12 protein-coding genes are annotated in these 25434 nt (G+C 41.3%); 11 read left to right on the top strand and 1 reads right to left on the bottom strand.

Going from position 1 to position 25434, the window contains the following annotated elements; translation table 11 throughout:
• Positions 1-277 precede the first annotated feature (277 nt).
• The 9 genes from MR181_RS02760 to MR181_RS02720 all read left to right on the top strand — a co-directional run bounded on the left by MR181_RS02760 (position 278) and on the right by MR181_RS02720 (position 22612).
• The gene (locus MR181_RS02760; protein WP_242334589.1) at positions 278-2368 is read left to right on the top strand and encodes an LTA synthase family protein; all 2091 of its coding nucleotides are present in this window, start codon (positions 278-280) and stop codon (positions 2366-2368) included.
• A 250-nt stretch (positions 2369-2618) separates the two neighbouring features.
• Positions 2619-3542, top strand: a complete 924-nt coding sequence (gene coaA / locus MR181_RS02755; RefSeq protein ID WP_242334586.1) for a type I pantothenate kinase — start codon at positions 2619-2621, stop codon at positions 3540-3542.
• Between the two features lie 150 nt (positions 3543-3692).
• Complete coding sequence (guaA, locus tag MR181_RS02750; RefSeq protein ID WP_242334583.1) at positions 3693-5246, top strand: glutamine-hydrolyzing GMP synthase; 1554 nt, start codon at positions 3693-3695, stop codon at positions 5244-5246.
• Between the two features lie 300 nt (positions 5247-5546).
• Entirely contained in the window at positions 5547-5786 is a 240-nt protein-coding gene (locus tag MR181_RS02745) for a DUF1211 domain-containing protein (protein ID WP_242334580.1), read from the top strand.
• Positions 5783-6226: a TMEM175 family protein gene (locus tag MR181_RS02740; RefSeq protein WP_242334577.1), complete on the top strand. Its 444-nt coding sequence runs from the start codon at positions 5783-5785 to the stop codon at positions 6224-6226. The genes MR181_RS02745 and MR181_RS02740 overlap by 4 nt, the downstream gene beginning before the upstream one ends.
• 189 nt (positions 6227-6415) lie before the next feature.
• Entirely contained in the window at positions 6416-7282 is an 867-nt protein-coding gene (locus tag MR181_RS02735) for a TrmH family RNA methyltransferase (protein WP_242334574.1), read from the top strand.
• 82 nt (positions 7283-7364) lie between these two features.
• Positions 7365-7997, top strand: coding sequence for a GyrI-like domain-containing protein (locus MR181_RS02730; protein ID WP_242334571.1), 633 nt, complete (start codon positions 7365-7367; stop codon positions 7995-7997).
• Positions 7998-8055: 58 nt separating this feature from the next.
• Complete coding sequence (gene glsA, locus MR181_RS02725) at positions 8056-8979, top strand: glutaminase A (RefSeq protein ID WP_242334568.1); 924 nt, start codon at positions 8056-8058, stop codon at positions 8977-8979.
• A gap of 241 nt (positions 8980-9220) precedes the next feature.
• Positions 9221-22612 (top strand): MBG domain-containing protein, encoded by a 13392-nt coding sequence (locus tag MR181_RS02720; RefSeq protein ID WP_242334565.1) that lies wholly within the window; start codon positions 9221-9223, stop codon positions 22610-22612.
• A gap of 114 nt (positions 22613-22726) precedes the next feature.
• On the opposite strand, the gene MR181_RS02715 is transcribed toward MR181_RS02720, so the two are convergent.
• On the bottom strand, positions 22727-24139 hold the full coding sequence (locus MR181_RS02715; RefSeq protein WP_242334562.1) for a Na+/H+ antiporter NhaC family protein: 1413 nt from the start codon (positions 24137-24139) through the stop codon (positions 22727-22729).
• Positions 24140-24637: 498 nt separating this feature from the next.
• Between MR181_RS02715 and MR181_RS02710 the strand changes: the two genes are divergently transcribed.
• Complete coding sequence (locus MR181_RS02710; protein WP_242334559.1) at positions 24638-25183, top strand: GNAT family N-acetyltransferase; 546 nt, start codon at positions 24638-24640, stop codon at positions 25181-25183.
• 18 nt (positions 25184-25201) lie between these two features.
• Positions 25202-25324 carry a hypothetical protein gene (locus MR181_RS08745; protein ID WP_277956481.1) on the top strand — a complete coding sequence of 41 codons (123 nt, stop codon included), beginning with the start codon at positions 25202-25204 and terminating at the stop codon, positions 25322-25324.
• Positions 25325-25434 lie beyond the last annotated feature (110 nt).

Here is a 25434-nt window from a genome sequence, read left to right as displayed (position 1 = left end):
AAAAGAAGAGGGGGGACTGTTTTTGGTAGCAGGGTTAAGGACCTTCTTCCTAGGCAACATAGTCAAGATCGGCTCGCACTAACCTTCCTCGAGCTAACGACCTCCACCTCCGACGACGAGACGCCGTTCGGTGGAGAAATCGTTAGCCACCGGAAGGTTTTAACGTGCTCGCACTCTGTCTTATTCTTAATTTTTTTTGAAATAAGTTTTTAAAGGTTGCTCACTCTAAATTGTTGTAATATTGTAGGTATTGATATTTTTTAATGGAGGAACGATTATGAAGACAGCGTTGCAGAAGCTCTGGCACGGCTTGAATACCAAGCTTGGCTTTTTTCTGCTAGTAGTACTCCTGTTTGCAATTAAAAGTTACTGGGCATATAGCACTGAGTTTAACTTGGGCGTTAAGGGAAGCGTTCAGCACTTTCTCTTGGCATTTAATACCATTCCAGGTGCCTTAGTTTTTCTGGGGATTGCGTTATATTTTAGGGGACGGTTATCGTACTGGTTAATGCTGATTATTAATGCATTACTCTCAACCTGGCTGTTCGCTAATATCCTGTACTACCGTGAATTTTCCGATTTTATTACATTTAACATTATTAAGGGGTCAGGAGCAGCCTCTAATAACCTAGGGACGAGTATTCTCGGAATTATTCGCCCAGAGGATTTCTTGGTCTACGCTGATGTGATTATTCTTGCATTAGTACTCCTGTTCCATGTTATTCGGATCGATATGCGGTACTTTAAGATTCGTTATGCAATGACGATTACCGCGTTAGGTTTTGTCTTGTTTGGTGTTAACTTGGGGATGGCCGAATCAAACCGTTCGCAATTGTTAACCCGGACATTTGATAATAACTACATCGTTAAGTACCTCGGTCTGCAAGCTTACACTATTTATGATGGGGTAAAGACAACTCATAACAGTGTGGTTAAGGCTAAAGCAAATAAGGAACAGCTAAAGCCAGTGCAAAAGTTCTTAAAGAAGAACTATGCTGGTCCAAATGTTGAGTACGAAGGGACGATGCGGGGAAAGAATATCTTCGTTATCCACTTGGAAAGTTTGCAGCAATTTATGATTGACTATAAGCAAAATGGTCAGGAAGTAATGCCAAACTTAAACAAGCTATACCACTCATCTAATACTTTGGCGTTTGATAATTTCTTCCATCAGGTCGGTCAAGGGAAGACTGCTGATGCCGAAATGATGTTGGAAAACTCCCTTTATGGGTTGCCAGAAGGTTCAGCAATGGTTACTGACGGGACGAATAACACGTTCCAATCAGCCCCTGCTTTGCTGCACCAAAAACTGGGTTACACGACAGCCTCCTTCCACGGGGATGTGCCGAGTTTCTGGAACCGTGACAATGCTTATAAGTCCTTTGGCTACCAGTACTTCTTTAGTAAGAGCTACTACCCAAAGGTTAAGGATCAAGAATTGGGTTACGGGTTGAAGGATAAGATCTTCATGAAGGAATCAATGCACTACATAGAGCAGTTGCCGCAACCATTCTATGCTAAGTTGATCACCGTTACTAACCACTACCCATACATTATTGATAAGAAGAATACTTCAATTGATGCTTGGAAGACCGGGGATGACACGGTTGATCACTATATCCAAACCGCCCATTACCTTGATCAATCAATTGGCGAATTCTTAGATTACCTTGATAAATCTGGCTTACGGCAAAATAGTGTCATTATTTTATATGGTGACCACTACGGAATTTCAAACAACCACCGGCCAGCAATTGCTCAGATTTTAGGTAAAAAGAAGGTTACCAACTACGACTTGGCAATGTTCCAAAAGGTTCCATTCATGATCAATGCTCCTGGCCTTAAGGGTGGAATTGATCATACTTACGGTGGTGAAATTGATGTTCTGCCAACCATCGAGGACTTGTTAGGAATTAGTTCAGACAAGTATATTCAATTCGGACAAGATCTTCTTTCTAAGGATCGGAACCAAATTGTGCCATTCCGGAATGGTGACTGGGTAACGCCAAAATACACGAAATATAATGGTGATTACTACCACACTGCTACTGGAAAGCAGATTAAGAGCCCAACGGCAAAGGAACAGAAGCAGTTTGACAAGATTCAAAAGTACGTCACAACTGAGCTGGGATTAGCCGATAAGGTAATGAATGGTGACCTGATTCGCTTCTACAATCTTCCAGGATTCAAGAAGGTCAACAAGAAGGACTACACTTATAATATGAAGAAGAGTCTGAAGAACCTGAAGAAGGATCAGAAGAAACACAAGACGAGTGTGAAGGCAGAGAATAATAATCAGAGCACTTACGATGATTACTCGACTGACGCACCGGAATTAAAGGATCAGAATCCTAGTTTCCCAGATTAGGGTGGAAAAAACTGTCAGTAAAAACTGACAGTTTTTTTATTTGATCGAAATATAAAACAAATATAAACAGGGATGTTATAGCCGATCAATTGATTACGGTTCCTCGTCGTGGCTTCGTTCAATTGTCATTACCATTCTTTGCTGCATTTGTTGATAAATATAACCAAGAACACTTTCTGATCTAGTCACACTAAACTATGGTATGATTATTGTTAATCGCTTACATTAATTAATGAAGGAATCAGTAACTATGAATGAATGGATGAATTATGAGCAGTTTGATCGGCAGGAGTGGCATAGCTTTTTTCCGACTGATACGGTTCGCTTGAGCCAGGATAACCTTGATGAGATTAAATCACTTAATGATCGAATTTCAATTGAAGATGTCCAGGATATCTATTTGCCACTAATCAAGCTGCTTCAATTGCGCTTTCAAAACCATCTGGAATGGCAGATGCAAAAGGCTAATTTTCTCCACCAGAAAAGTGAACGGGTCCCGTATATTATCGGGATTGCGGGATCGGTTGCGGTCGGTAAGAGTACAATTGCTCGGCTTTTAAGTATTTTGCTAAATAAGCTTCTCCCAGATAAGCGGGTCGAATTAATGACCACGGATGGTTTTCTTTATCCAAATGCCGAATTGAAACGGCGGGGGATTCTGGATCGGAAAGGGTTTCCTGAATCGTACGATATGGAGAAACTGCTGCGCTTTATGAATGATATCGAGGCTGGCAAGGCGGTAGTAAAAGCACCGACGTACTCACATCAGGTGTATGATGTAATGCCAGACCAACCGTTAGTTATCCGGCAACCGGACGTTTTAATTGTGGAAGGAATTAATACCCTTCAGCTGCCATCTAGTCAGCAGATCTATGTTAGTGACTATTTTGATACTTCCATTTATGTTGACGCGGATGCTGAGCAGATTGAAAAATGGTACCTGCAACGGTTTGGGATGCTGTTAGACACGGCACTTACCGATCCGAATAATTATTACTATTCATATTCTCAGGGACCACGAGAAGAAGCATTTAAGATGGCAAAGAACGTTTGGCAAACAATTGATTTGCCGAACCTCACTGACTATATTTTGCCAACCCGTAATCGGGCAAATATCATTCTTCATAAAACTGCTAATCACGTGGTGGATCGAATTTACTTGAAACGCGGTTAAAAGTCGACTCTTGATGCATTACTCTTTAAACGGTGCTCCAAGAGTTGTCTAGTTTAAAAAACGAACTAATAATGATCATTGACCATTAAACGTTTAGCTTGTAAACTTAGTTGTTAAGAAATAAGAAATTCAGAAAAGGGAAGTGGCAACGTGGCAAAATTAAACTTGGATGCTTTTGATAAGATTATCGTGCTTGATTTTGGTAGTCAGTATAATCAATTGATTACCCGACGTTTGCGTGACTTTGGGGTATATTCTGAACTCCTTTCACACAAGATTACGGCTGATGAAATCAAGAAAATTAACCCGAAAGGTATTATTTTCTCTGGTGGTCCAAACAGTGTCTACGACAAGGATGCCTTTAAGGTTGATTCTGAAATCTTTAAGTTAGGTATTCCAATTTTAGGGATTTGTTATGGGATGCAATTAATGTCATACGATCTTGGCGGTAAGGTTGAAAAGGCCGATAATTCCGAATATGGTCGTGCTGATATTGAAGTCTTAAAAGATGACGCGGTATTGTTCAAGGGCTTGCCAAAGAAGCAATATGTTTGGATGAGTCACGGTGACTTAGTAACCAAGGCTCCTGAAGGCTTTGAAGTTACCGCAACCAGCAAGAATTGCCCAATTTCCGCAATCGCTGATAACAAGCGGAAGTTCTATGGAATTCAGTTCCACGCTGAAGTACGAAACTCCGAATATGGACTAGACATTCTTCGGCGGTTTGCCTTTGACGTTTGTGGCGTCAAGGACAACTGGACAATGGATGACTTTATCGATCTTCAAGTCGACCATATTCGCCAAGAAGTTGGTGACAAGAAGGTGATCTTAGGTCTTTCCGGTGGGGTTGATTCTAGTGTTACTGCCGTACTGATTCACAAGGCAATTGGTGACCAATTAACTTGTATCTTTGTTGACCACGGCCTGTTACGGAAGAACGAAGCCGATCAAGTAATGAAAGCCTTGAATAAGGATCTTGGGGTAAATATTATCAAGGTTGACGCTGCTGATCGCTTCCTCGGCAAGTTAGAGGGTGTTACTGATCCCGAAACAAAGCGAAAGATTATTGGTAAGGAATTTATCGAAGTCTTCAACGAAGAAGCAAAGAAGATTCCTGACGCTGACTTCCTCGCTCAAGGGACCCTTTACACTGATGTGATCGAATCAGGAACTGACACTGCCCAAACAATCAAGTCCCATCACAATGTTGGAGGCTTGCCAAAGAAGCTCGGCTTTAAGCTGATCGAACCATTACGGAAGCTCTTTAAGGATGAAACCCGTGAATTGGGTGAAAAGCTTGGGATCCCGCACGAATTAGTTTGGCGGCAACCGTTCCCAGGTCCAGGTCTTGGTATCCGGGTTATCGGTGAAATTACTCCAGAAAAGCTGGAAATTGTCCGTGAATCAGACGCAATCTTGCGTGAAGAGATTAAGAAAGCCGGACTGGATGAAAAAATTTGGCAATACTTCACCGTCTTGCCAGGAATTCGTTCAGTTGGTGTCATGGGTGATGGCCGGACATATGATTATGCCGTTGCTATCCGTGCCGTAACCTCAATTGACGGGATGACTGCTGACTTTGCGAAGATTCCATGGGACGTTCTTCAAAAGATTTCCGTGCGGATCGTTAATGAAGTAGATCACGTTAACCGGATCCTTTACGATGTCACGAGTAAGCCACCTTCGACGATCGAATACGAATAGAATGGCAATGTAAGATAGAGTTGGAACCGCGATATAACAGCATTTTGGCAGTGTTAAAACTTGGCCAACTCACTTAAATCTACATGTTTGTTTGCCAAAGTGTTTGCCATATGAAGGAAGCATCCAGTGTCAAAGCTGGGTGCTTTTACTATAGAAATGGAAATTTGAGTATAAAAAGGGGATTAGTTAATTCTTGAAAGTACGGCTGCTCTAAGAAAGAGGATTTTTATATATTTATTTTTACTTTAAGTTTACTTATAATAAAAAGGAATTTTATTATAAACAAGGTGATAAATAATAATGAATAAGCGTCAATCGTCACGATTGCCTCGTCGGGAACCGTGGGAACAAAGTAATGATCAACAGAGCAAAAAAATGCAGAAGAAATTTGCTGAAGAGCCTAATATTTTATATAGCCGCCTATCGGAAATTAATACTGGAGTATTGGCAATTGTGATGACAATCATTGTCCTTGAAATTCAACCGCCAGCAAACATGGCCCACTATGTTGACTTTATTCATGACATTGGTGTTTTTTGATCACCTTTTTGATTGTTAGCAAGTTCTGGTATGACCTTCATAAAGTTTATACTTACTTTATTGAACGACCGAGCAAAGCAATTGCGGTGCTAGATCTTTTATTGTTAGCTTTTATTTCCCTGGTACCAGTAATGGCAAAGTGGGTAATGCTAGAGCCCAGCACAATGTCAATTGCTAATTATGGGCTTGTCTTCTTAATGGCCAACTTATTCATGTCCGGACTTCAAATTTGGGGATTTAAAAAGTCATTTTGGGTGGATAAAAAACGACTAGAGGCAATGTCAGCTTTTCGGATGGCCGGCACGATTGTGGTAAATATATTATTAATTGGAATTTCTTTCATCAATCCCTACTTATCAATGATCCTCTATTTAGGATTTCCGATTGCGACCTTCTTAGTGACGTCGGGACCAGGTTCACACCGCAAAGAAGTTAAATAAAGCCTGTTACTCGAAAGTAAGAATTTTAGTTGGATAATCAATCTGATTACTTTAAACAATCCGGAGCAGGTACTGTGTAAATTCTATTATGCAGTGCCCTTTTTGGTATGAAAATGAATTGGTAGTTCGTGCAAAAAGCGTTAGAATAAATACTCGTCACAGCAATAACAATAATAAGGTAGATTCAGCATGCATAATTTAATTTTTCTTACAGATTTAGCAAGGCCCGATTTGGATCCTTACGTCCGCCTGAATGAAGCCCAGCTCTTCCACGCCTTAGAACCGCAACCGGGATTATTTATTGCGGAAAGTCCGAAGGTGATTGAACGAGCTTTACGGGCAGGGTATCAGCCAGCCTCGCTTTTGGTTGAAGAAAAGGCGTTAGACCGTGATCTAGCCGACTTGGATCACGAAATGGCAGCTAACCAAACGAGTGGCTTAGGGCAAACACCAATTTATGTGGTTGGTAGCGAGTTGCTTAGCCAGTTATCCGGGTACAATCTTTTACGGGGAGCATTAGCCGCAATGTACCGGGTAAAAAGACCAGATTTAGCGAGCTTTTTAGCAACAATGCCGAAAGAACACCCAAGAATTGCGGTCCTTGAAAGGGTAGTCAATCCAACTAATATTGGGGCAATTTTTCGTTCGGCAGCTGCTCTTGGAATCGATGGCGTAATCGTGACGAGTGATTCTGCCGACCCGTTTTACCGGCGGGCTTCTCGTGTATCAATGGGGACGGTTTTCCAAGTACCATGGACCTATGTTGATGCCAAACTCTGGCAAACAGAGGGAATTAGCCTCCTTCATCGGTTGGGTTACCGAACCGCAGCAATGGCATTACGGCACAACACCGTTAATATTGACGATCCGCAACTGGATCAAGTGGATAAGCTTGCCATTATTCTTGGCTCAGAAGGTCCGGGGTTAAGAGAAAAAACGATTGCGCAGAGCGATTTTACAATTAAGATCCCAATGGCACCGGGCGTCGACTCCTTAAATGTAGCCGCTGCCTCGGCATTGGCCTTTTGGGAGTTAGGTAACCAGAAAGAGAAATAGTGCTCAATGTCCAGTAAACGGTATTGGGCATTTTTTATTAACTTTGAAGATATAAACAGATATAAAACTAAGGGATGAAACAATGACATACGACTTTAAGAAAGAACAACCGGAACTATATCGTCCAGGGAAACGGCCAGCGGTAATAAAGGTTCCGCCAATGAATTACCTTGCAGTGCAGGGAAAAGGCGATCCAAATGCTGAAGATGGCGAATATAGTCAAGCGCTTCAGCTTCTCTATGGGATTGCCTACACAATTAAGATGAGCAAAAAGGGTGATTATAAAATTCCTGGCTACTTTGACTTTGTTGTTCCGCCACTGGAAGGGATGTGGTGGCAACCGGGGATTAAGGGCGTTGATTACCAGCATAAGGAGCAATTTAACTTCATTTCGCTGATTCGGATGCCGGACTTTGTTACTCCTGAGATTTTTGATTGGGCGGTAAAGACGGCTACCGAAAAGAAGCAGACTGACTTTTCTAAAGTTAAGTTGCGCTTCATTGATGAGGGCTTGTGCGTTCAAGCGTTACACGTTGGCCCATATGATGACGAACCAGCCACCGTTGAAAAACTGCATGAGTTTATTACTGACAACGACCTTCAACTAGATATTAATGATCACCGCCATCATCATGAAATTTACCTATCCGATCCACGGGGGACCAAACCGGCTAATTTGAAAACGATTCTCCGTTTACCAGTGAAAAAACAATAGTAATTGAACCCTCTTGGTGTATGATAATTAATGAAAGTTGCAGGACGGGGATGATTAAATGGTGTTAAATTTAAACGATGCAATTCAAGCATGCTGGAAACGAATTGATGAGGGACAGGTGGCAACCTATATCCCTGCTTTAGCGAAGGTCGATCCTTACCAGTTAGGGGTGTGCCTCTATGACGTCGATAGTGGAAAGAAAAACTGCGCTGGTGCATCCGAGGTTCGGTTTGCGATTGAGAGTGTTTCTAAAGTGATCGCTCTCCTTTATGCGATTGAACGATTAGGGCTTGCCACAGTGGAAGAGCAGGTAGGCACCCGACAAACTGGTTTTGCCTTTGACACAATTTTGAACATGGAGATCACGAAGGAAACTAAACCGCTAAACCCGTTCGTTAATAGTGGAGCAATCCTGGTTTCATCACTGATTGAAGAGGAGGATCACCGCTCACCATTTGACCAAATTCTTGACTTTACTCGAGAAATTTGTCATGATCCGCAAATTACCCTAAATGAAGAAATCTACCAATCTGAGTTACGGACGGGGGATATGAACCGTTCACTTGCTTACTACTTAAAGGCTAAAGAAACCTTAGCAAATGATGTCACAACTAGTCTTGAGACCTACTTTAAGCAGTGCTCAATGATGGTTACCTGTGAAAGCTTGGCCAATTTAGGCGCGGTTCTCGCTAATGACGGAATTGCTCCCTGGAGTGAAGAACGTTTAATTTCAAGTGCTGCCGCGACCTATGCTAAATCGGTAATGATGACAACGGGATTGTATAATGAATCAGGAACTTATTCGGTTAAGATTGGAATCCCGACCAAAAGTGGTGTTGGTGGTGGTCTAGTTGCTAGTGCACCAAAGTATGGGATCGGAATTTTTAGTCCGGCACTTGATCCGGCGGGTAATAGTGTTGCTGGATTAGCACTATTGGAAATGATTAGTCAAGAACTAAAACTTGATATTTTTAAATACTAATAAAAATGATGTAGAGATTAAGTCTGGCTTTCTCTGCATCATTTATTTGCTTATAAAATTAGTAATTTTGCTTTAAGTTTATCAATTACGAATTGCTTGTATTTATCGAACTATAATAACGATGGTATAATTAGTTAATACCATTTATTGAATTATAAATTAACCGCGTTAATTAAAATAGGGAACGTAATGAAGTAAAAGCGCTATACTGAAGTTAAAGGAAGCCATGGAGGAGTCACTAATGAGCAAAAATAACCAACAACCGAGAATGGTTTTAGAACGAAAAAATTTCAAATTATATAAGGCCAAGAAGCAGTGGGTAACAGCATGTGCTACTGTTTTAGTCACTCTTGGAGCAACCGCATTTGTTAACGCGAGTGCTAATGCAGACCCTAATTCTACTTTAACCGAGCCGGTGACTAAGGAAGCGGTGGCAACAGTACAATCTGGGAATGCGCGTCAAGATAAAGCTACGACAACAGTTAACCAAACTGATCCTAATTCTGCACCCGTATCCCAAAATGCAGGGAAGCCGGTTTCAGCTGATAGTTTAACGACACAACATGATGGTCAGTCATCAAACCAAGCGGATCCATCAACAGTGACTACTAATAAGTCGGCTGAGGAAGACATAAAGAATTCTCAAGAAGATAATGCGAATAAGGCTGATAAAAATCAGGTCACTCAAGATACTCCAACTGATTCGGTCAAGAAAGCTGTGGACAGTGAGAATACTAAACATGGAGATACTGAACAGGTAACTAACGATAAGGACAGTGCAAAAACTACTGTAACTGACGATACTGTAGCTACTAAAACAAAGGTAGCAGTCGATAAAGAATCAACAAGCAGCGATAATTCTGTTAACCAGCCTGTTTCATCAGATAAAGATAAAAGTAAGCAAGATAGTACTACTTTGGCCATCAATCAAAATGGTAAGTCTAGTAATACTCAGCAATTAGCTGCAAGCAAGGCTGCAGCTAATATCGCTCCGGCTCCATATACTTTTGATAATGGGGCAACAGTAGTAGCAGGCAGTAATATGGCTGAAATAGATCCAGCTGATTTATTAGAAAATGGTGCTGCCTTAGAAAAAGCCGGTGCCAAAATTACTTGGAATGTGTTACCAGAAAATCCTACACAAGAGGGTTCGAAAAACGGTACAGAATACTCAGGTAGTGTTACGGTTACATATGCTGATGGCACGAAGGTTAATGTGGATGTTAGCTTCATAGCTGAGCCACAAGTGCAGCTTGCTCCAAACAAGTTTTACTATGTTAGTCATGTAGGCGATAACGTTGATCCAATCACTACGCCTGATGCTAACGGAAATACGATTTTTAATTTTGATGATCCTAACCATAGTGTTACTTCCGGTAGGAGTATTGGTGTTATAGGGCCTAACATTGACGTTAAGTTACTCACGCCACTTGATACCAGCACAATTGGTATTCACTGGGCAGAATTTCAATTTACTGATCAAAACGTGTGGACTAACGCCAATACGGGTGAGCCTTTCCCAATCCCAGGAGCGTCCTATACTGTTAAGCTTCCTTATGTTGTGAATACAATTCCGTTGAGAACTGATATCCCAGTGGATAGTGCAGGCAACCCGGTAATCAATGCTCAGTTATCAGACAATGGGCAGCCTGCATTTATGAACACAAATTCAGTTGGTCAGATTATTGATCCTAATACTAATCAGGGTGTTAATACGGGCACCTTGGGACAATACTTCTATCAAGACTATGCCTTAGCCTATGCTTTAGGAATCGCTACTAATGTGACTGACTGGACGCCAACTGCTGCAGAAGGTACAAAGACTAACTTATTTAAGTTTACTTTGCAAAATTTACCAGATGCACCAGCTCAAACAGTGCAAGTAAACTATGTTGCTACGCCTAAGCTAGATACTATTTATATTTATAATCAAGGTAAGGCTGGTTATCGAGTTAACCGGATTGCTAATCAGAACGAAGTTAATAAGCAAATTACTAGCGGTTCAGAAAAGGATGCAATCGATATCAATGTTGGCGATCAAGTTTACCACCCAACAAGTTTGCAATCATCTGATGCAGATATGGATGGGAACATCTTTTCCGGTAAATATAAAGGCACGATGACCATTAATTATAGTGGTGGTTATAACAAAGCTGGTCAGCCAGTTATTTTCACAAATAATGCTTTTTATAATAAGGGTATTACCGGTACAAGCGATTTCATTAGCCAGTTAGGGCATGAGTATCAAGTAACAAATAATACTAACCCAGTAAATGTAAGTGAGGCGCAGACGGCAGTTCAATGGGTCCAAGTTCCATATCATGCAGTTGCTTTAGCGCCAACTATTTCAGCTAGTGCTACTGAACCATATGCCATTAATACGCCATATACTGGGATAACAGAAAAAGATATCAGTGCAGGTCCGATAACTTTTGGTGTAGGAAGCGGGGAAACTTCACTAAGTACTTTAGTTAAGAACCCAGCTTATATAAAAGGTTGGTCTGGAGTAACTCACCCTAACCCGATACTAGATAACAACACTACTTGGCCTAAGGGCACTACGTTTGAATGGCTGAGCAGCGATGGCAAGACCACCTTAGTTTTAGATAAGGCTGGTGAAAAGAAGAGCGGCACCATTAAAGTTATTCTTCCTAGTGGTTCATCATGCGAAGTGCCATTTACAATTGTTACTAAAGCTAATGTTGAAGTAAACAGCGAAACCGTTGACTACGGAACCACGTTGACAGCCGCTCAGCTGGTTAAAAATGCGGATGTTTTCCCAGAAGGAACCGTATTCAAATTTGTTAATAATGAGCCAACCTGGCAAATACCAGGTTCTTATAGTAATGTCCAGATTACTGCTACTTATAAGGATGCTGATGGCAAAGAGGTTGTTACTAGTCCAGGGACGGGTGCAGTTGCAATCAACGATGCTCGTGGTATCAATATTTTAATTGGTAGTACTGTACCAAGTGCTGACGAAGTGCTCAATTTGCCAAGTACTTGGCCAGCTCACACTGCTACATGGACTACGCCAATTAACAGTAATGCCACTAATCAGGGCGAAATTACTGTGCACTACACAGATAGTGGTCTTGATCAGATTATTAAAGTTTATGTTTCAGTAATTCCAAAGCAGAGTGCGGTTAATGGGCAAACCTTCTTCACTAACGGTAATCTCTATAATGGTCAAGCTGGCAATATTGCTAACGGTACAACTACCAGTACAGTTTTAACTTCAAACGGTACTAGGGAAGTTTCTTACAGTGCTTACAATAAGAGTGGCAATCCAGGACAGCAAACTACTTTCACTCAAGGCACCGACAGTTATCAGCCAAACTATATTATTTCCGGTTTGCAAACCAATGCTGATGGCTTAGTGAGTGGCCTGCAAACTGCTACTATTCGCGTTACTGTTCCTGCCAATACTGTTGGTGCTAAGTATGATGCAGCTGGTAAGTATTATTACTACGAACTGAATGCCAACGTTAATGTTGCTCAAAAAGTGACATTTGAATTTGTAGACCAATACAACAATAATGCAGTTGTAGGTCAAACTTATTCACAAGAATTTATTCCTGGCGTTCAAGCTAACCTTAACTTTAATATGACCATTCCAACTGATCCACAAGGCTATGGTTATGAATTAGCAAATGGTACTTCAATTCCAACGCAATACACTTTGCCTGCCTTTACGCAAACTCCAGTAGTTGTACAAGTGCCAATCCACCAAAAGATGCACTTTAACATTACTTTCCATGATGAAGATTCAAACACTGATCTAGGTACAGTGGATATATTCGGATTCACTGCTGGAAATGGAGGATATGATCCGAACGCTGCAGCACAATTGAAATTACCAGAAGGTGTAAGCGTAGGTAATTATTATTCGGTTTCAACTTCTGGTGTTCCCAAAGGTGTTACCTTAGCGGGCCCTTACTTTGCACCATTGACTAATCCTGATACTACTTGGTATATCCCAAACTATAAGTGGGAGAAGACTGAGGCTGTTGAAAAGGCGTTAACTGGCGCAACGATGACCATTAATCTTAAGCACAAGATTAATACTACTCAAGAACAACAAACGCGGACTGCAACACTTAACTATGTCAAAGCCAAGGTTAATGCTGACGGTACCTACACCCAAGACGGTAGTGCTGCACAATCAGCAGTTCTTGATATCTACTACAGTCGCAATAAGTATCAAGATCAGGTTACTAAGAATGTAACTTATTCTCCATGGCTCTGGGATACTACACGGGGGCAAAATGGTTATCATGTTGTATCTGGAAATTGGACAAGTCTACCAACAAGTTGGGGAGCCGTTGTGGCTGATGTGCCAACTGTAGATGGTTATACTGCTGCTGTAATTACTGATAAGTCTGACAAACCGGCAAATGAGTTTGTTTTCCCAACTTGGAATACTGCTGGTACAGATGGTAATACGGATCCAGCTCAAGCTTCACAAGCATATACTAAAGATGCTACTGCATATGAAGCTCAGCCTGTTCATACTGTTTTGTATGTTCCAATTCAAACTCAATCAAGATTGGTAACTGCTAAATTTATCATTGCCGGTGGTAACAAAGATGGTCAAAAATTTGCTCCAGCATCTCAAGTGCAAATCTTTTACAATCGAACTGGTAGCTTAAACGTTAACAATGACACCATTACTTATGGTAATTGGCAATGGGATAATACCGCTGGCAATTCAACTACTCCTGGATTTAAAGTGCTTTCTGGATCGTGGAATCTTCCTACGGCATCAACTCAAAGCTGGAGTGTAAATACTCCTGGTGCTGGTGCAGATTATGTAATCGCTAATATTAATTCTGCAGGTTCCTATAGTACCGTTACTTTTGGAGCACCAGGCTATAATTCAAATACTACTTTTACTAATTCAACTGCAAATCAATGGTTTATGCGGAATGAATTAATCACGTACTATGTTCCTAAATCTTTAGTAAATAAGACAGTAACTCGTACAATTACAATTACTGAACCAGGGGAAGCAACTCGAACTTTTTCTACTGACATAGCTGCGCTAAATCGTCAAGTGAAAGTCAATGATGATGACACTGGTGTAGTATTCGATGGCTTTGCAGGGAGTGGGTGGAATACTGGCACCTGGTCTGCACAAAAGGTTCCAACTCATGAAGGCTACACTATGTCAGCTACCAAAACAGTAAATGGGGTGACTACTCCATTTACGCTTGTGAATGGTCAAGTTCCAGCTGAAACAGTAACCGATACTACGCAAAATACAACTATTAATGTCGCTTGGGGCGCTGTAGCTACAGCAACCTTAACGGGTAATGGCGAAAGCACATACAATGGTCAAGCGATTACTAATGGTGAACTTAATGATGGCTTGAAAGTAACCATTACTGGACCTACTGCAAGTTCAGGGACTTATACTTTGCAAAATGGGGACGTTGAATTTTCAACTGACGGCGCAAATTGGTCAACAAACATGCCAATTAATGCTGGCAAGTACCAGGTTCGTTTAACCACACAAGGTGAAAATGGCATCAAGAATCAATTTGGCAACAACAGTATTGTCTGGACCCATGATGGTCAATCAACAATTACCAGCAACGCAACTTACACGATTAACAAGCTTGCTAGTGCTGCAACAATGGCTAACGCGCAAGCTGGCAATTACGAGATGACATACAATGGTGAAGCTCAAAATACAATTGATCCAGCTAAGTTCCAATTTACGGCTATTGTGAATGGTCAAAGCGTTGTCTTAAATGCAACCGGCTTAACCAGTAGCGACTTTGATTGGGCTGATGGTGCAGCTCCAGTAAACGTTGGTACTTACCAAGTTAAGTTAAACGCAGCTGGTTTAGCACAACTGCAAAAGAACAATCCAAACTTTACTTTAACTAATGCTGGCAACGGGACCTTCACCATTAATCAAGCGGATGCTTCAGCTACACTTTCAGGTAGTGGCACGCGTCCATACAATGGTAATGCTGTTAGCGTTGATGATTTAAACGTAAGTAATGATAATAACAACGTTACTTTGACCTTGCATTATCCAAAAGACGGTAATAGCAATTACTCAACTACGGTTAAGTTAACGGCTAATGACTTTACTTGGAATACACCAAATGGTCAAGCTCCAGTGAATGCAAGCAGTCAAGCTTACACAATTACGATTAATCCAGCAGCTATCCAAAAGATTATTGAAAAAGCTGTTGGTACTGGTCAAAACGGCGTAAGTAATGTGAAGTTTGCAAATGGTGCAATTACTGGCACTGCAAATTACAAGATTACGCCATTAAATACTGATGCTACATTAGCTAACATTAGTGAAGGCAATTACACTAAGGTCTATGATGCCCAAGCTACTAACCAAATTGATCCAGCTAAATTCCAAGTTACTGTGATGGTTAATGGTAAGAAAGTAACGCTAGATACTCAATCGCTTACTGGTAACAGCTATGAATGGGTTGATGCTAGTGGTAATGCCTTAACTGAAAATCCAAAGAATGTTGGTACTTACTACGTTAAATTAACCGATGCAGCGTTTAGTGCTCTTCAAGCTCAGAATCCAAACTTTACTTTAACTAACACTGGCTTAGGTGTTTACACAATTACGCCAGCTGCGGCAACTGGAACTTTAAGTGGTTCTAATAGTAAGGTTTATGACAGCCAGGCAGTTAGCGATGCTCAACTTAACTCAAATGGTAAAATCAAAGTCAGCCTTAACTTCCCAGGTGTAAATGGTCAAACATACACTTTAAAGCAAGGCGACTACACGATTAGTGGCAACGCAACGGATGCTGGTAGTTACACCATCACTTTAACTCAAGCAGGGATTACTAATGTTGAAAACTACATCAAGTCATTAGCTGGCAGTGGTCAAAACGATCAAAGCAATGTCCAATTCGCAAACAACGCAATTAGTGGCCAAGCTAGTTTTGAAATTACCCCTTCAGCTAATGTAATTAGTGTTAGTGGTACGCAAACCGAAACTTATAACGGATCGGCAATTAATGTTGTCTATAACGCTAACGGTAGCAATAGCGTAGTCGTTTCAATTGCTAAAGCTGATGGCAATACTACTGGTGCATTGGCAAGTTTGACGAACGTAACCCTTGATTCAGGCGACTTTACAATTGTTAATGGTCCAGCTGAAAATGTTGGTAGCTATGAAGTCCAATTAACTGCTGACGGTTTAGCTAAGATTCAGCAAGCACTTGGCAAGAATTATAGTATTAGTCTCGGCAATTCAACTGGCAATTTAGTCATTAATAAGGCTAAAGCAAGTGCTGAATTTAGTGGTGATCCAGAATACCCTTATACTGGCGTAGCAATTAGTCCAGATGAGTACTTAAGTCAATACTCAATTAAACTCAATGAGCCAAATAATCCAACTTACAAATTGGTAGCTGGTGACATTGAATTTAATGTTAATGGTTCTTGGACAACTAAGGCACCAGTGAATGCTGGTCAATACCAGGTTCGGTTATCGCAACAGGGCTGGAATAATATCAAGGCCATTAATAGCGCTAATGTTGAGTGGTCTGCTACTGCATCTGCGGGAACTGGTACTTATACTATTAATCAAGCTAAAGTTACTGCTGATCTTAGTGGTAACAATTCAATGACCTACAACGGCTCAGCTGTAACTACTGGTGATTTGTATACTAAGGGTTCAACAATTAAGGTTGCAATTACCGGTACCGGAATTGCTAACTTGCCAACTAGCTTTACTTTGAGCGATGGCGACTATACTTGGTCAACTGAAGATGGTAAAGCACCTGTAAATGCTGGTAATTACATTATTAAGTTGACTGAAGCAGGGATTAACCATATCCAAGCTCAAATTAACCAAGCTGTTGGTCAAGGCAACGTTGCTCTAACTACAACTGCTGATAAGGCGGGTACTGCAAACTTTGAGATTAAACAAGCAGTGGCTTCAAATGTTCAATTATATGGTAATGAACAATCAACATATAATGGTCAAGCAGTTGTCTTCGATCCAACTAATAGTGAAACGGCTAAGAATTTTGGCTTCCACAATGTTGAAAACTTAACCCTTCCTACTTTGTCTACAAGTGATTTCACTTGGTACGATGCAAATGGTAATGTGATTTCTACGCCAACTAATGCAGGAACTTACTACTTGAAGTTGAATGCTGCTGGTGAACAGGCATTTGCAAATGCAAATCCAAACTACACTTTTGAAGATCAGGGCAAGAGCACAATTAGCGGTCAAATTACCTATGTAGTAAATCCGGCCGAACTTGTAGTTGAAGTTGCTGGTAGTGCTTCGAAGGTATTTGATGATAAGAATGCAGCAATTACGCAAGAGCAGATTAATAAGGGCGATATCAAACTTGTCTGGGGCAACTCAGATAGTGAACCTACTGACTTAGGTAAGTTCAATTTAACGCCAGATGATCTTGAAGTAGTAGATGCTCAAGGTAAGCCAGCGCTTCATGCTAATGCTGGTTATGGTGTTGATGGGAATCCTATTAAGGGCACACCTTATGTTGTTCGTTTAACTGCTAGTGGTCTTGAAAAGATTAAACAATTAACTGGTGCAAGTAACTACGCAATTAGCCAATCAGCTGAGAGCGGGGAATACTTCATTTATGAACATAAGGCTGAATTAACCCTGACTGGTAATCAGACTACTGTTTATGGAACCGCAATGCCATTTGATCCAAGTGCATATGAATTGGACTTTACTAATTGGTTGAATACTGATAAACCAGTTCCAAATCTTACTTGGAAAGACGGTAAGCTTTTAAATAATGGCAAAGATACTGGGCTTACATGGACTGCTGGTGACTTATATGTTGAAGGCTACCCGAATGGTGGTGTGCCAACTAATGTCGGGACTTATCGTGTCAAGATTTCTAAGCAATTGACTGATAAACTGCGTCAGTTGTTCCCAGACTATGACTTCTCAGGCAATGTTGGTAAAACTACTACCACTGATGGCAACGTCGTTCTTAGTGAAAAAGACGTGGTTGAATCAAGTCATACCCCAGCTTCCTATGTCATTACGCCGGCGCAAACAACAGTCACGATTAATGGCGCTGAACATATTAAATATGGTGAAAATGCCACTATTAATTATGGTGGTAATAATGGCTACTCAATTTCAATCACTGCTCCAGTGCATAATGGCAGCGTGGATAATGATGCTGAGCCAATTTACACTAATGTAACTTTAAGTGATGGTGATCTTGAATTTGTTACCCAGCCAGGTGATGTTGGTCATTATCAAGTTAAGTTATCAGCACAAGGCTTAAAGAAGTTGCAGGATTTAACTGGTTCAAGTAACTATGACTGGAAGCAAGCAAGTAATGCACGAGCAAGTTTCTATGTTGATCAAATGCCAGTCACGATTGCTGTTTCTGGTCAATCAAGTGTAACTTATGGTACGCAAGATTGGTTAAACGCAATTAAGGCTAACCCAGCTGGCTACACTTTGACGGTCACGACTGAAAATGGTACCAACTTAAGTTACACTGCTAAAGACGGTGACTTAGTATTTAACCAAACTCCAGGCAATGTCGGTACTTACCAAGTTGAATTGTCTGCACAAGGCTTAGCTAACATCGAAAAGGCGCTTGGTACTAACTACGCATATCCACAATCAGCCGCTGATGTAACTACTAAGGGAACATTGACAGTTAACCAAGGTAAGGTTACCGTTACCCTTAATGGTAGTGATGGCAAGACTTACGACGCTAATGAGACTTTGCCAGGTAACCTTGATTTAAGTAAATACAATGTTACTTACTCAGCTCCTGTTTACTCAGCAGACGGTAAGGTTCAAACGCTTACTTTGACAGCTAATGATTTGCAAATTGTTGGCAATGCTACAAATGCCGGTACTTACCAAGTTGAACTATCACCAGCAGGTCAAGCAAAACTTGAACAGTTGACTGGTAATAACGGTGCTAACTACAAGTGGACGTTTAAGACAAATGCGGACTACAAGATTACGGCGGCAACTGCTACAGCTGAACTCAGCGGATCTAATGAAAAGACCTTTGATGGTTCAGCCGTAACTCCAGTTGAAGTTAATAGCAATGGTCAAATCTTAGTTCACTTTACTTACCCAGGTTCGAACGCTCAAAGTACTTACACTTTGCAAGACGGTGATTACACTTGGAATACTAAGGATGGCAAGGCGCCTACTGCTGTTGGTAACTACACAATTAGCTTGAATAAGAATGCTATCTTAGCTCACTTGCAAGCAGCCTTGAATAGTCAAGCAGGTAGTGGCAACGTAACAATTGCAGCAGATGATTTATCAGGACAAGCCAGCTTTAACATTACGCCAAAGGAAATTAGTAATGTCACTATTTCTGGCAGTGATCAAAGCAAGACTTACAATGGTCAAGCAGCTGATCTTGATGTCAGTGGCTTAACAATTTCTGCAAATGGCACCTTAACTGATACGCCATTAGTAAATCCAGGCATTAAGGCTAGTGACTTTGACTGGTACGATGCAGATGGCAATAAGCTTGATGCTGCACCGGTTAATGTAGGTACTTATCAAGCTCGTTTGAAGGCCAATGCGTTAGCTGCACTGCAGAAAGCAAATCCAAACTACACGTTTAGTTCAGTCAGTGGTGTAATCAACTACACGATTACTCCAGCGACGGCAACTGCAACAATTGGTGGTAGTGATAGTCGCACTTACAACGGTCAAACCACTTCAATTGCTGATGTAGTAAATGACGTAACTTGGAGCTCAACTGGTTTAATTGAAGGTCAAACTCTTAATACAGCTGGCATTACTGCTAATAGTTATGCTTGGTACACCAAGGATAGCGACGGCAACTACCACGCAATGACTGGTAATCCGGTTAACGCTGGTACTTACTACTTGAGATTGACCGACAATGCGATCAGTCTGCTTCAAAAGGACAATCCAAATTACAAGTTTGCTGATAATGCAATCGGTGGTGAGTTTACTTACACAATCAATCCTGTTGCAGGTCAAGCCACGCTTAGTGGTCAAGCTTCTAAGACTTATGATGGTCAAGCGGTAACACCTGCCGAAGTAGATAGTACTAACGGTAACATCGTTGTTCACCTTACTTTCCCAGGTTCAACTGCTCAAAGTACTTATACTTTGCAAGATGGTGATTACACGTGGGAAACTGAAAAGGGGCAGGCACCAGTTAATGCTGGCACTTACACTTTGAAGTTAAGCGATCAAGGTTTGGCTCACTTACAAGCAGCACTTGATAAGTATGCAGGAAACGGCAACGTAATTCTTGATGCTAGTGATCTTTCAGGTTCAGCTAAGTTCATGATTAAGCAAAAGGCTCTTGAAGTTACATTAGGTGACAATACTCGCGGCACAGACGGCAAGGTTTATGATGGCAAACCAGCAGCAATTAATACCCAAGATACTAATTTTGGCGTATTCACTGCTAATGGCTTGGTAAATGGGGAAGTTCTTAATACCGCCAACTTAACTAATGCCGACTATGAATGGGTAGATGCAGATGGTAATGCAGTCCCAGCACCAACTAATGCTGGAACTTACTATATCGCATTGAACAAGTCTGGTTTAGCAAAACTGCAAAGTAATAATCCAAACTATGCAATTTCTGAAAGTGGCCAGTTCAAGTATGTAATTAGTCCGGCACAAGCTAACGTTACAATTACTGGTAGTCAGGAAAGTACTGAAGCTAAAATTGATGGTGCAGACTTTAAAGTTAATGTTCCAAGCGGCATTACAGTTCCAGCAGGGATGACTTATCAATTTGCTTCTGGCACTACCCCAGATCAGTCAGGCGTTTACTTAATTAGCTTGACGCCAGACAGCTTAACTGCTCTTGAAAAAGCAAATCCAAATTACAAGTTGAAGATTTCTTCAACCGCTGAGTTTACGTTAGACGCAACTGTAAAAATTGTGTTTGAAGATACTGATGAAGGCAATAAGCAAGTCGGTGATGTAACTACTAAGACTGGAGTAGCCGGTTCTGAAATAGATTTGAATTTAACTATTCCTACGATCTATGAATTAGCTCCAGACCAAACGTTACCTACGAGCTATACTTTCGGTAAAGCTTTGAATCAAAGCTTGTACATTAAGTTAGTCCACAAGACTGCGGAGATTAATCCGCTTGACCCAGCAACTAATCCGGATCCAAAGAATCCAAACTGGTTCAAGGATAATGTTTTGGTTAAGGACGTAACGAGAACGATTAATTACGAAGGCTTAAGCGCTGAACAATTGGCTCAGATTCCAGCAGATCAAAAGCAACAAACTGTTGAATTCACGAGAACCGCCAAATACGATCTAGTTACTGGCAAGATCGTTGCTAAGAGTGAAGGTGCCTGGACAGCAGTTGATGGCAAAGATACTTTTGCCGGATTTACTCCAAAGGCCTTTGCTGGGTACACTGCAAATCCGGGTGCTGTGCCAGAAGTTACGGTAACTGATAAGGATAGGGACAGGACAATCACTGTTACTTACACTGCTAACGAGCAACGAGTAAACATCAAGTTTGTTGATGATGACAAGGATGGCAGTCAAGTTGGTCCAACCATTACTGAAACTGGTGTAACTGGTCGAACTATCAGCATTACTAATGTTGAAGTTCCAGCTCATTACGAATTAGCTCCAGGTCAAAAGCTACCTACTAGCTACACATTTAAGGCTGATGGAAATAACGACATTGTCATTCACTTGGTTGAAAAGACAATCACAGTTGATCCAACAAAGCCGGATACTAACCCAGATCCTAAGAATCTAAATTGGTTTAAGGATCACGATTTGAGTAAGACCATTAACCGGGAAATCGTTGATAAGTTGCCTGGTGGAACTAAGACGATTAACCAGTCTGCAACAATTACTCGGACGGCAACTTACAATGAAGTAACTGGTGAGTTGACTAATTTGAGTGATTGGACGACAGGTAATTGGGATGCATACCCAGTTGATGTTCCAGCTGGTTACACTGCTCAGATTGAACAAGACGATCAACCAATTAGTTCGATTGATGAAGTGACGGTAACTGATCAAACTCAACCAGTAAGCATCACGATCACTTACAAGCCAAACTCAGTGACCCCACCTGTAACGGAAGACGCCACTGAAACTGTTCGGTTCGTTGACCAGGCAACTGGTAAAGTAGTTGTTAGTCAACTTTACAAGGGTAAACTCAATCAAACGCAGCCGGTAAGTCTTAAGGTACCAGCGGGTTACAAACTGGCAAAAGGGCAAAGTCTCCCAACCCAGATTGTAATCAGCAATGGTACAGTAACGATTTATGTAGAAGCTGAGAGTTCTGATCATCCAGATAATCCGGATCATCCAGTAAATCCAGATCATCCGGTAACACCTGATCACCCAGAAAAACCTGGTCAGCCGACTACTCCAGATCAGCCTGCTCAACCTGGTAATTCAGGTGAGAACAATGCTGTTCCGGCGGCTAATAACCACGTTTCTGGACACATCGCTAATGATCAATCGCTTTCTTCTCAGATTGCTCACCATGTCAATGGAACTACTCAGGCTCGTCAATTACCACAAACTGGTAATGGAGAAAACGAGAAGGCATCTACACTTGGCTTCCTCTTCGCGGGTCTTGCAAGTATCTTTGGCTTGGCTGGATACAGAAAGAAGAAACACTAAAATTTAGGATCGGGTTCATATCCCTTCAAAAATAAACGCCTCCTAGTATTCGTTAATCCGAGTACTAGGAGGTGCTTTTTATACCTCAATTTTATTATTTCTAATGAGTATTTATTATTCGGGAACGATAACGCTCTGCTTTTGGGGAACCTTGACTAACATTCCGGCAACTACCGTAAAGATTGTTACCAGGAAGGGGAAGAAAGCCCAAGGAATAAACTGAAGCGGGTTAACCTGCAGGGTCGTTGCAATAAAGACGCCGGAAACACTCCAAGGGACAATTGCGTTGACCGCGGCTCCAGCATCATTAAGGATCCGGGTTAGGTCAACCCGCTTTAGACCAAGCCGATCAAATGACGGTAAGAATGATTGTCCAGGAAGGATGATTGCCAGGTAGTGCTCACCAACCATGAGGTTAACGCCGATACAGGTGATTGCTGTTGCGAGTGATAACCGACCAGGAGTCTTAACGATTCCGGTAAGGTGGTTAATAATCGTGCTGATAATATTGAACTTGATCAGGAGACCACCGAGGGCAAGAGCAAAGACAATCAAAGCTAGTGAAGTCAGCATACTGGAGATTCCACCCTTGGAAAGCAGGGTATCAATGGTCTTGTTCCCGGTATGGGAGACGAAACCGGTCATAATTGTCTTAGTGATTAAAGAGATATTCGTACTTGGAGCGTGCAACCATCCAAGGACAATGGCAAAGAGGGAGCCAAAACCAAGTGACGGAATCGCCGGAACCTGAAAAATGGCTAGAATAACCAGGAGCAGGACGGGGAGTAATGCCCATCCGGAGATCCAGAAGCCATTAGCGAGCCCATTCATCATTTGATGAACCGTATTCAGGCTGACATTTTTAGAATTCCAGCCAAGAAATGTGTAAAGGACTAAGCAGACTGCCCAAGCAGGAATATCAGTCGTTAGTAACGATTGGATATGCTTGTAAATACTAATTTCACCGACACTCGCAGCGAGGTTAGTGGTCCCAGAAAGCGGAGAAATATTAGAACCGCAGAAGGCACCGGAAACGATTACTCCGGCGGTGAGGCCAGGATTAATTTGTAATGTAGCACCGATCCCGATAAAGGCAATCCCCATTGTGGAAACAGTCGTGAATGAACTTCCGCAAGCAACTCCGACTAAGGTACAGACGATAAAGACGGTTGGTAAGAAGAATTTCACCGAGATGATTTTAAAGCCGAAGTACATGATTGTGGGGATGGTTCCAGAAAAAATCCAGGTGGCAATCAGAACCCCGATTGACAGGAAAATTACTAGTGGATCAACTCCGGCACGTAGACCTTCCCGCATTCCGTCCATGACGGTTTGCCACTTAAAACCTCTGAGGTGACCGTAAAGTGCCAATACCATAAATGATATAAATAGTGGTGCTTGCGGTTCCTGTTTCTTAATAATAATTAAGTAACCGAGAATGCATAGAATACCAACAAGGACGAGGATGCTTTCCCCAAAGCTAAATTGGGGCTCGGTATTGTCATTCTTTTTCTTCAATAAACTCATTATTTTTCTCCCTTTCAATATAAAAAGCCACTACCTAGCAGACAAGCAATGCTCAACCTAGATTAGTGGCTTTTTGAGAAAGATGAGATAATCCTAATGACCACCATTGCTAGACGATCACCTAGCAATGGTACATTAAATACAACCATGCTGAGGTGCGAACAAGCTTGTCCGCACCATTACAATGCAGACATTAAAGCTGACGAGCATAGTTATAATACTTAGTATTTAATGTATGAGTAGTCATATTATTATTCCCCTTCGTTAAATGATGCTTTTATTAAAACATTCTCATTTTAATTTGTCAATTCTTAATTTTAAATTATTAGATTAAACCGTTGTCAAAAGTCTTTTCTTTTTCTAAAGAATGGTTGTGGAGACGGTAACTTCACATATTCTTCACAGCCTTCATGCTATACTGCGGATATTGAAATGCTGATTGTATTCTCATTTTTATTAGTCAGAACACGTGGTCATACTGGAAAGAAGGGATGAATAATGGCAACTTACATTCGTCGAGCACAAGAAGCGGATTTATTTAATGTTGAAGCTCTGATTGAAGACGCAAAACAGGTATTAAAGTTACATGATAACCCGCAATGGCAGGATGGACACCCCGAGTTAGCAACCCTTAAGAATGATATCCAAAATGGCAATAACTGGTTATTGATTGATGATGATCATATTGTTGGCACCGCGGTTCTTCAGTTTCAAGCCGAACAAAGTTATGATGAAATTACCGCAGGACAATGGAAGGGTCCGGATGAACCGTATGCAATTATTCATCGGTTAACAATTGATCGACGAGTAAGCGACCGCCATTTAGGTAAATTATTTTTGGCCAATCTTATCTCGGTAGGAATTCTTCAGGGAATCCGCAATTTTCGTTATGATACGCATTTAAAAAATGTTCCAATGCAAAAATTAGGTGAAAAGATGGGGTTCGTTAAACGTGGAATCGTCTATATCAAAGATCAAACCGATCCGAAGCATCTAGCTTATGAATTACGGCTAAGTGCTCAACAACCGTTAATCAGGGAATAATAAAGGAGCTGAATAATAATGCGCAAATGGCAACAGAATTTAGTCCGTTCGGCAATGGTTCTCATTGTCCAAACGATTGCCACTAAGGCAGTTTATCTCTTGTTTAATCAGTCAGCTAGTCGCAAAGGACGAACTAAGTAAGAACAGAATTATAATATCTGGTTGATCTACTTCTTTCTACGCTTAGTCAAGTGGGATTACCGACATTAACTGTTTTAGTGTTGGTAATCCCACTTTTCTTTAATTTAAAT

Origin of the sequence: Limosilactobacillus urinaemulieris (assembly GCF_932750685.1) — a bacterium.
Taxonomy (GTDB): Bacteria; Bacillota; Bacilli; order Lactobacillales; family Lactobacillaceae; genus Limosilactobacillus; species Limosilactobacillus urinaemulieris.
This window is presented reverse-complemented; position numbering and strand designations above follow the sequence as displayed.

What these genes read in the sequence shown, in the direction of transcription:
- MR181_RS02760 (WP_242334589.1), top strand. Translation starts at nt 278, where the DNA reads ATGAAGACAGCGTTGCAGAAGCTCTGGCACGGCTTGAATACCAAGCTT.
- MR181_RS02715 (WP_242334562.1), bottom strand. Translation starts at nt 24,139, where the DNA reads ATGAGTTTATTGAAGAAAAAGAATGACAATACCGAGCCCCAATTTAGC.
- MR181_RS02745 (WP_242334580.1), top strand. Translation starts at nt 5,547, where the DNA reads ATGAATAAGCGTCAATCGTCACGATTGCCTCGTCGGGAACCGTGGGAA.
- MR181_RS08745 (WP_277956481.1), top strand. Translation starts at nt 25,202, where the DNA reads ATGCGCAAATGGCAACAGAATTTAGTCCGTTCGGCAATGGTTCTCATT.
- MR181_RS02720 (WP_242334565.1), top strand. Translation starts at nt 9,221, where the DNA reads ATGAGCAAAAATAACCAACAACCGAGAATGGTTTTAGAACGAAAAAAT.
- glsA (WP_242334568.1), top strand. Translation starts at nt 8,056, where the DNA reads ATGGTGTTAAATTTAAACGATGCAATTCAAGCATGCTGGAAACGAATT.
- MR181_RS02710 (WP_242334559.1), top strand. Translation starts at nt 24,638, where the DNA reads ATGGCAACTTACATTCGTCGAGCACAAGAAGCGGATTTATTTAATGTT.
- coaA (WP_242334586.1), top strand. Translation starts at nt 2,619, where the DNA reads ATGAATGAATGGATGAATTATGAGCAGTTTGATCGGCAGGAGTGGCAT.
- MR181_RS02730 (WP_242334571.1), top strand. Translation starts at nt 7,365, where the DNA reads ATGACATACGACTTTAAGAAAGAACAACCGGAACTATATCGTCCAGGG.
- MR181_RS02735 (WP_242334574.1), top strand. Translation starts at nt 6,416, where the DNA reads ATGCATAATTTAATTTTTCTTACAGATTTAGCAAGGCCCGATTTGGAT.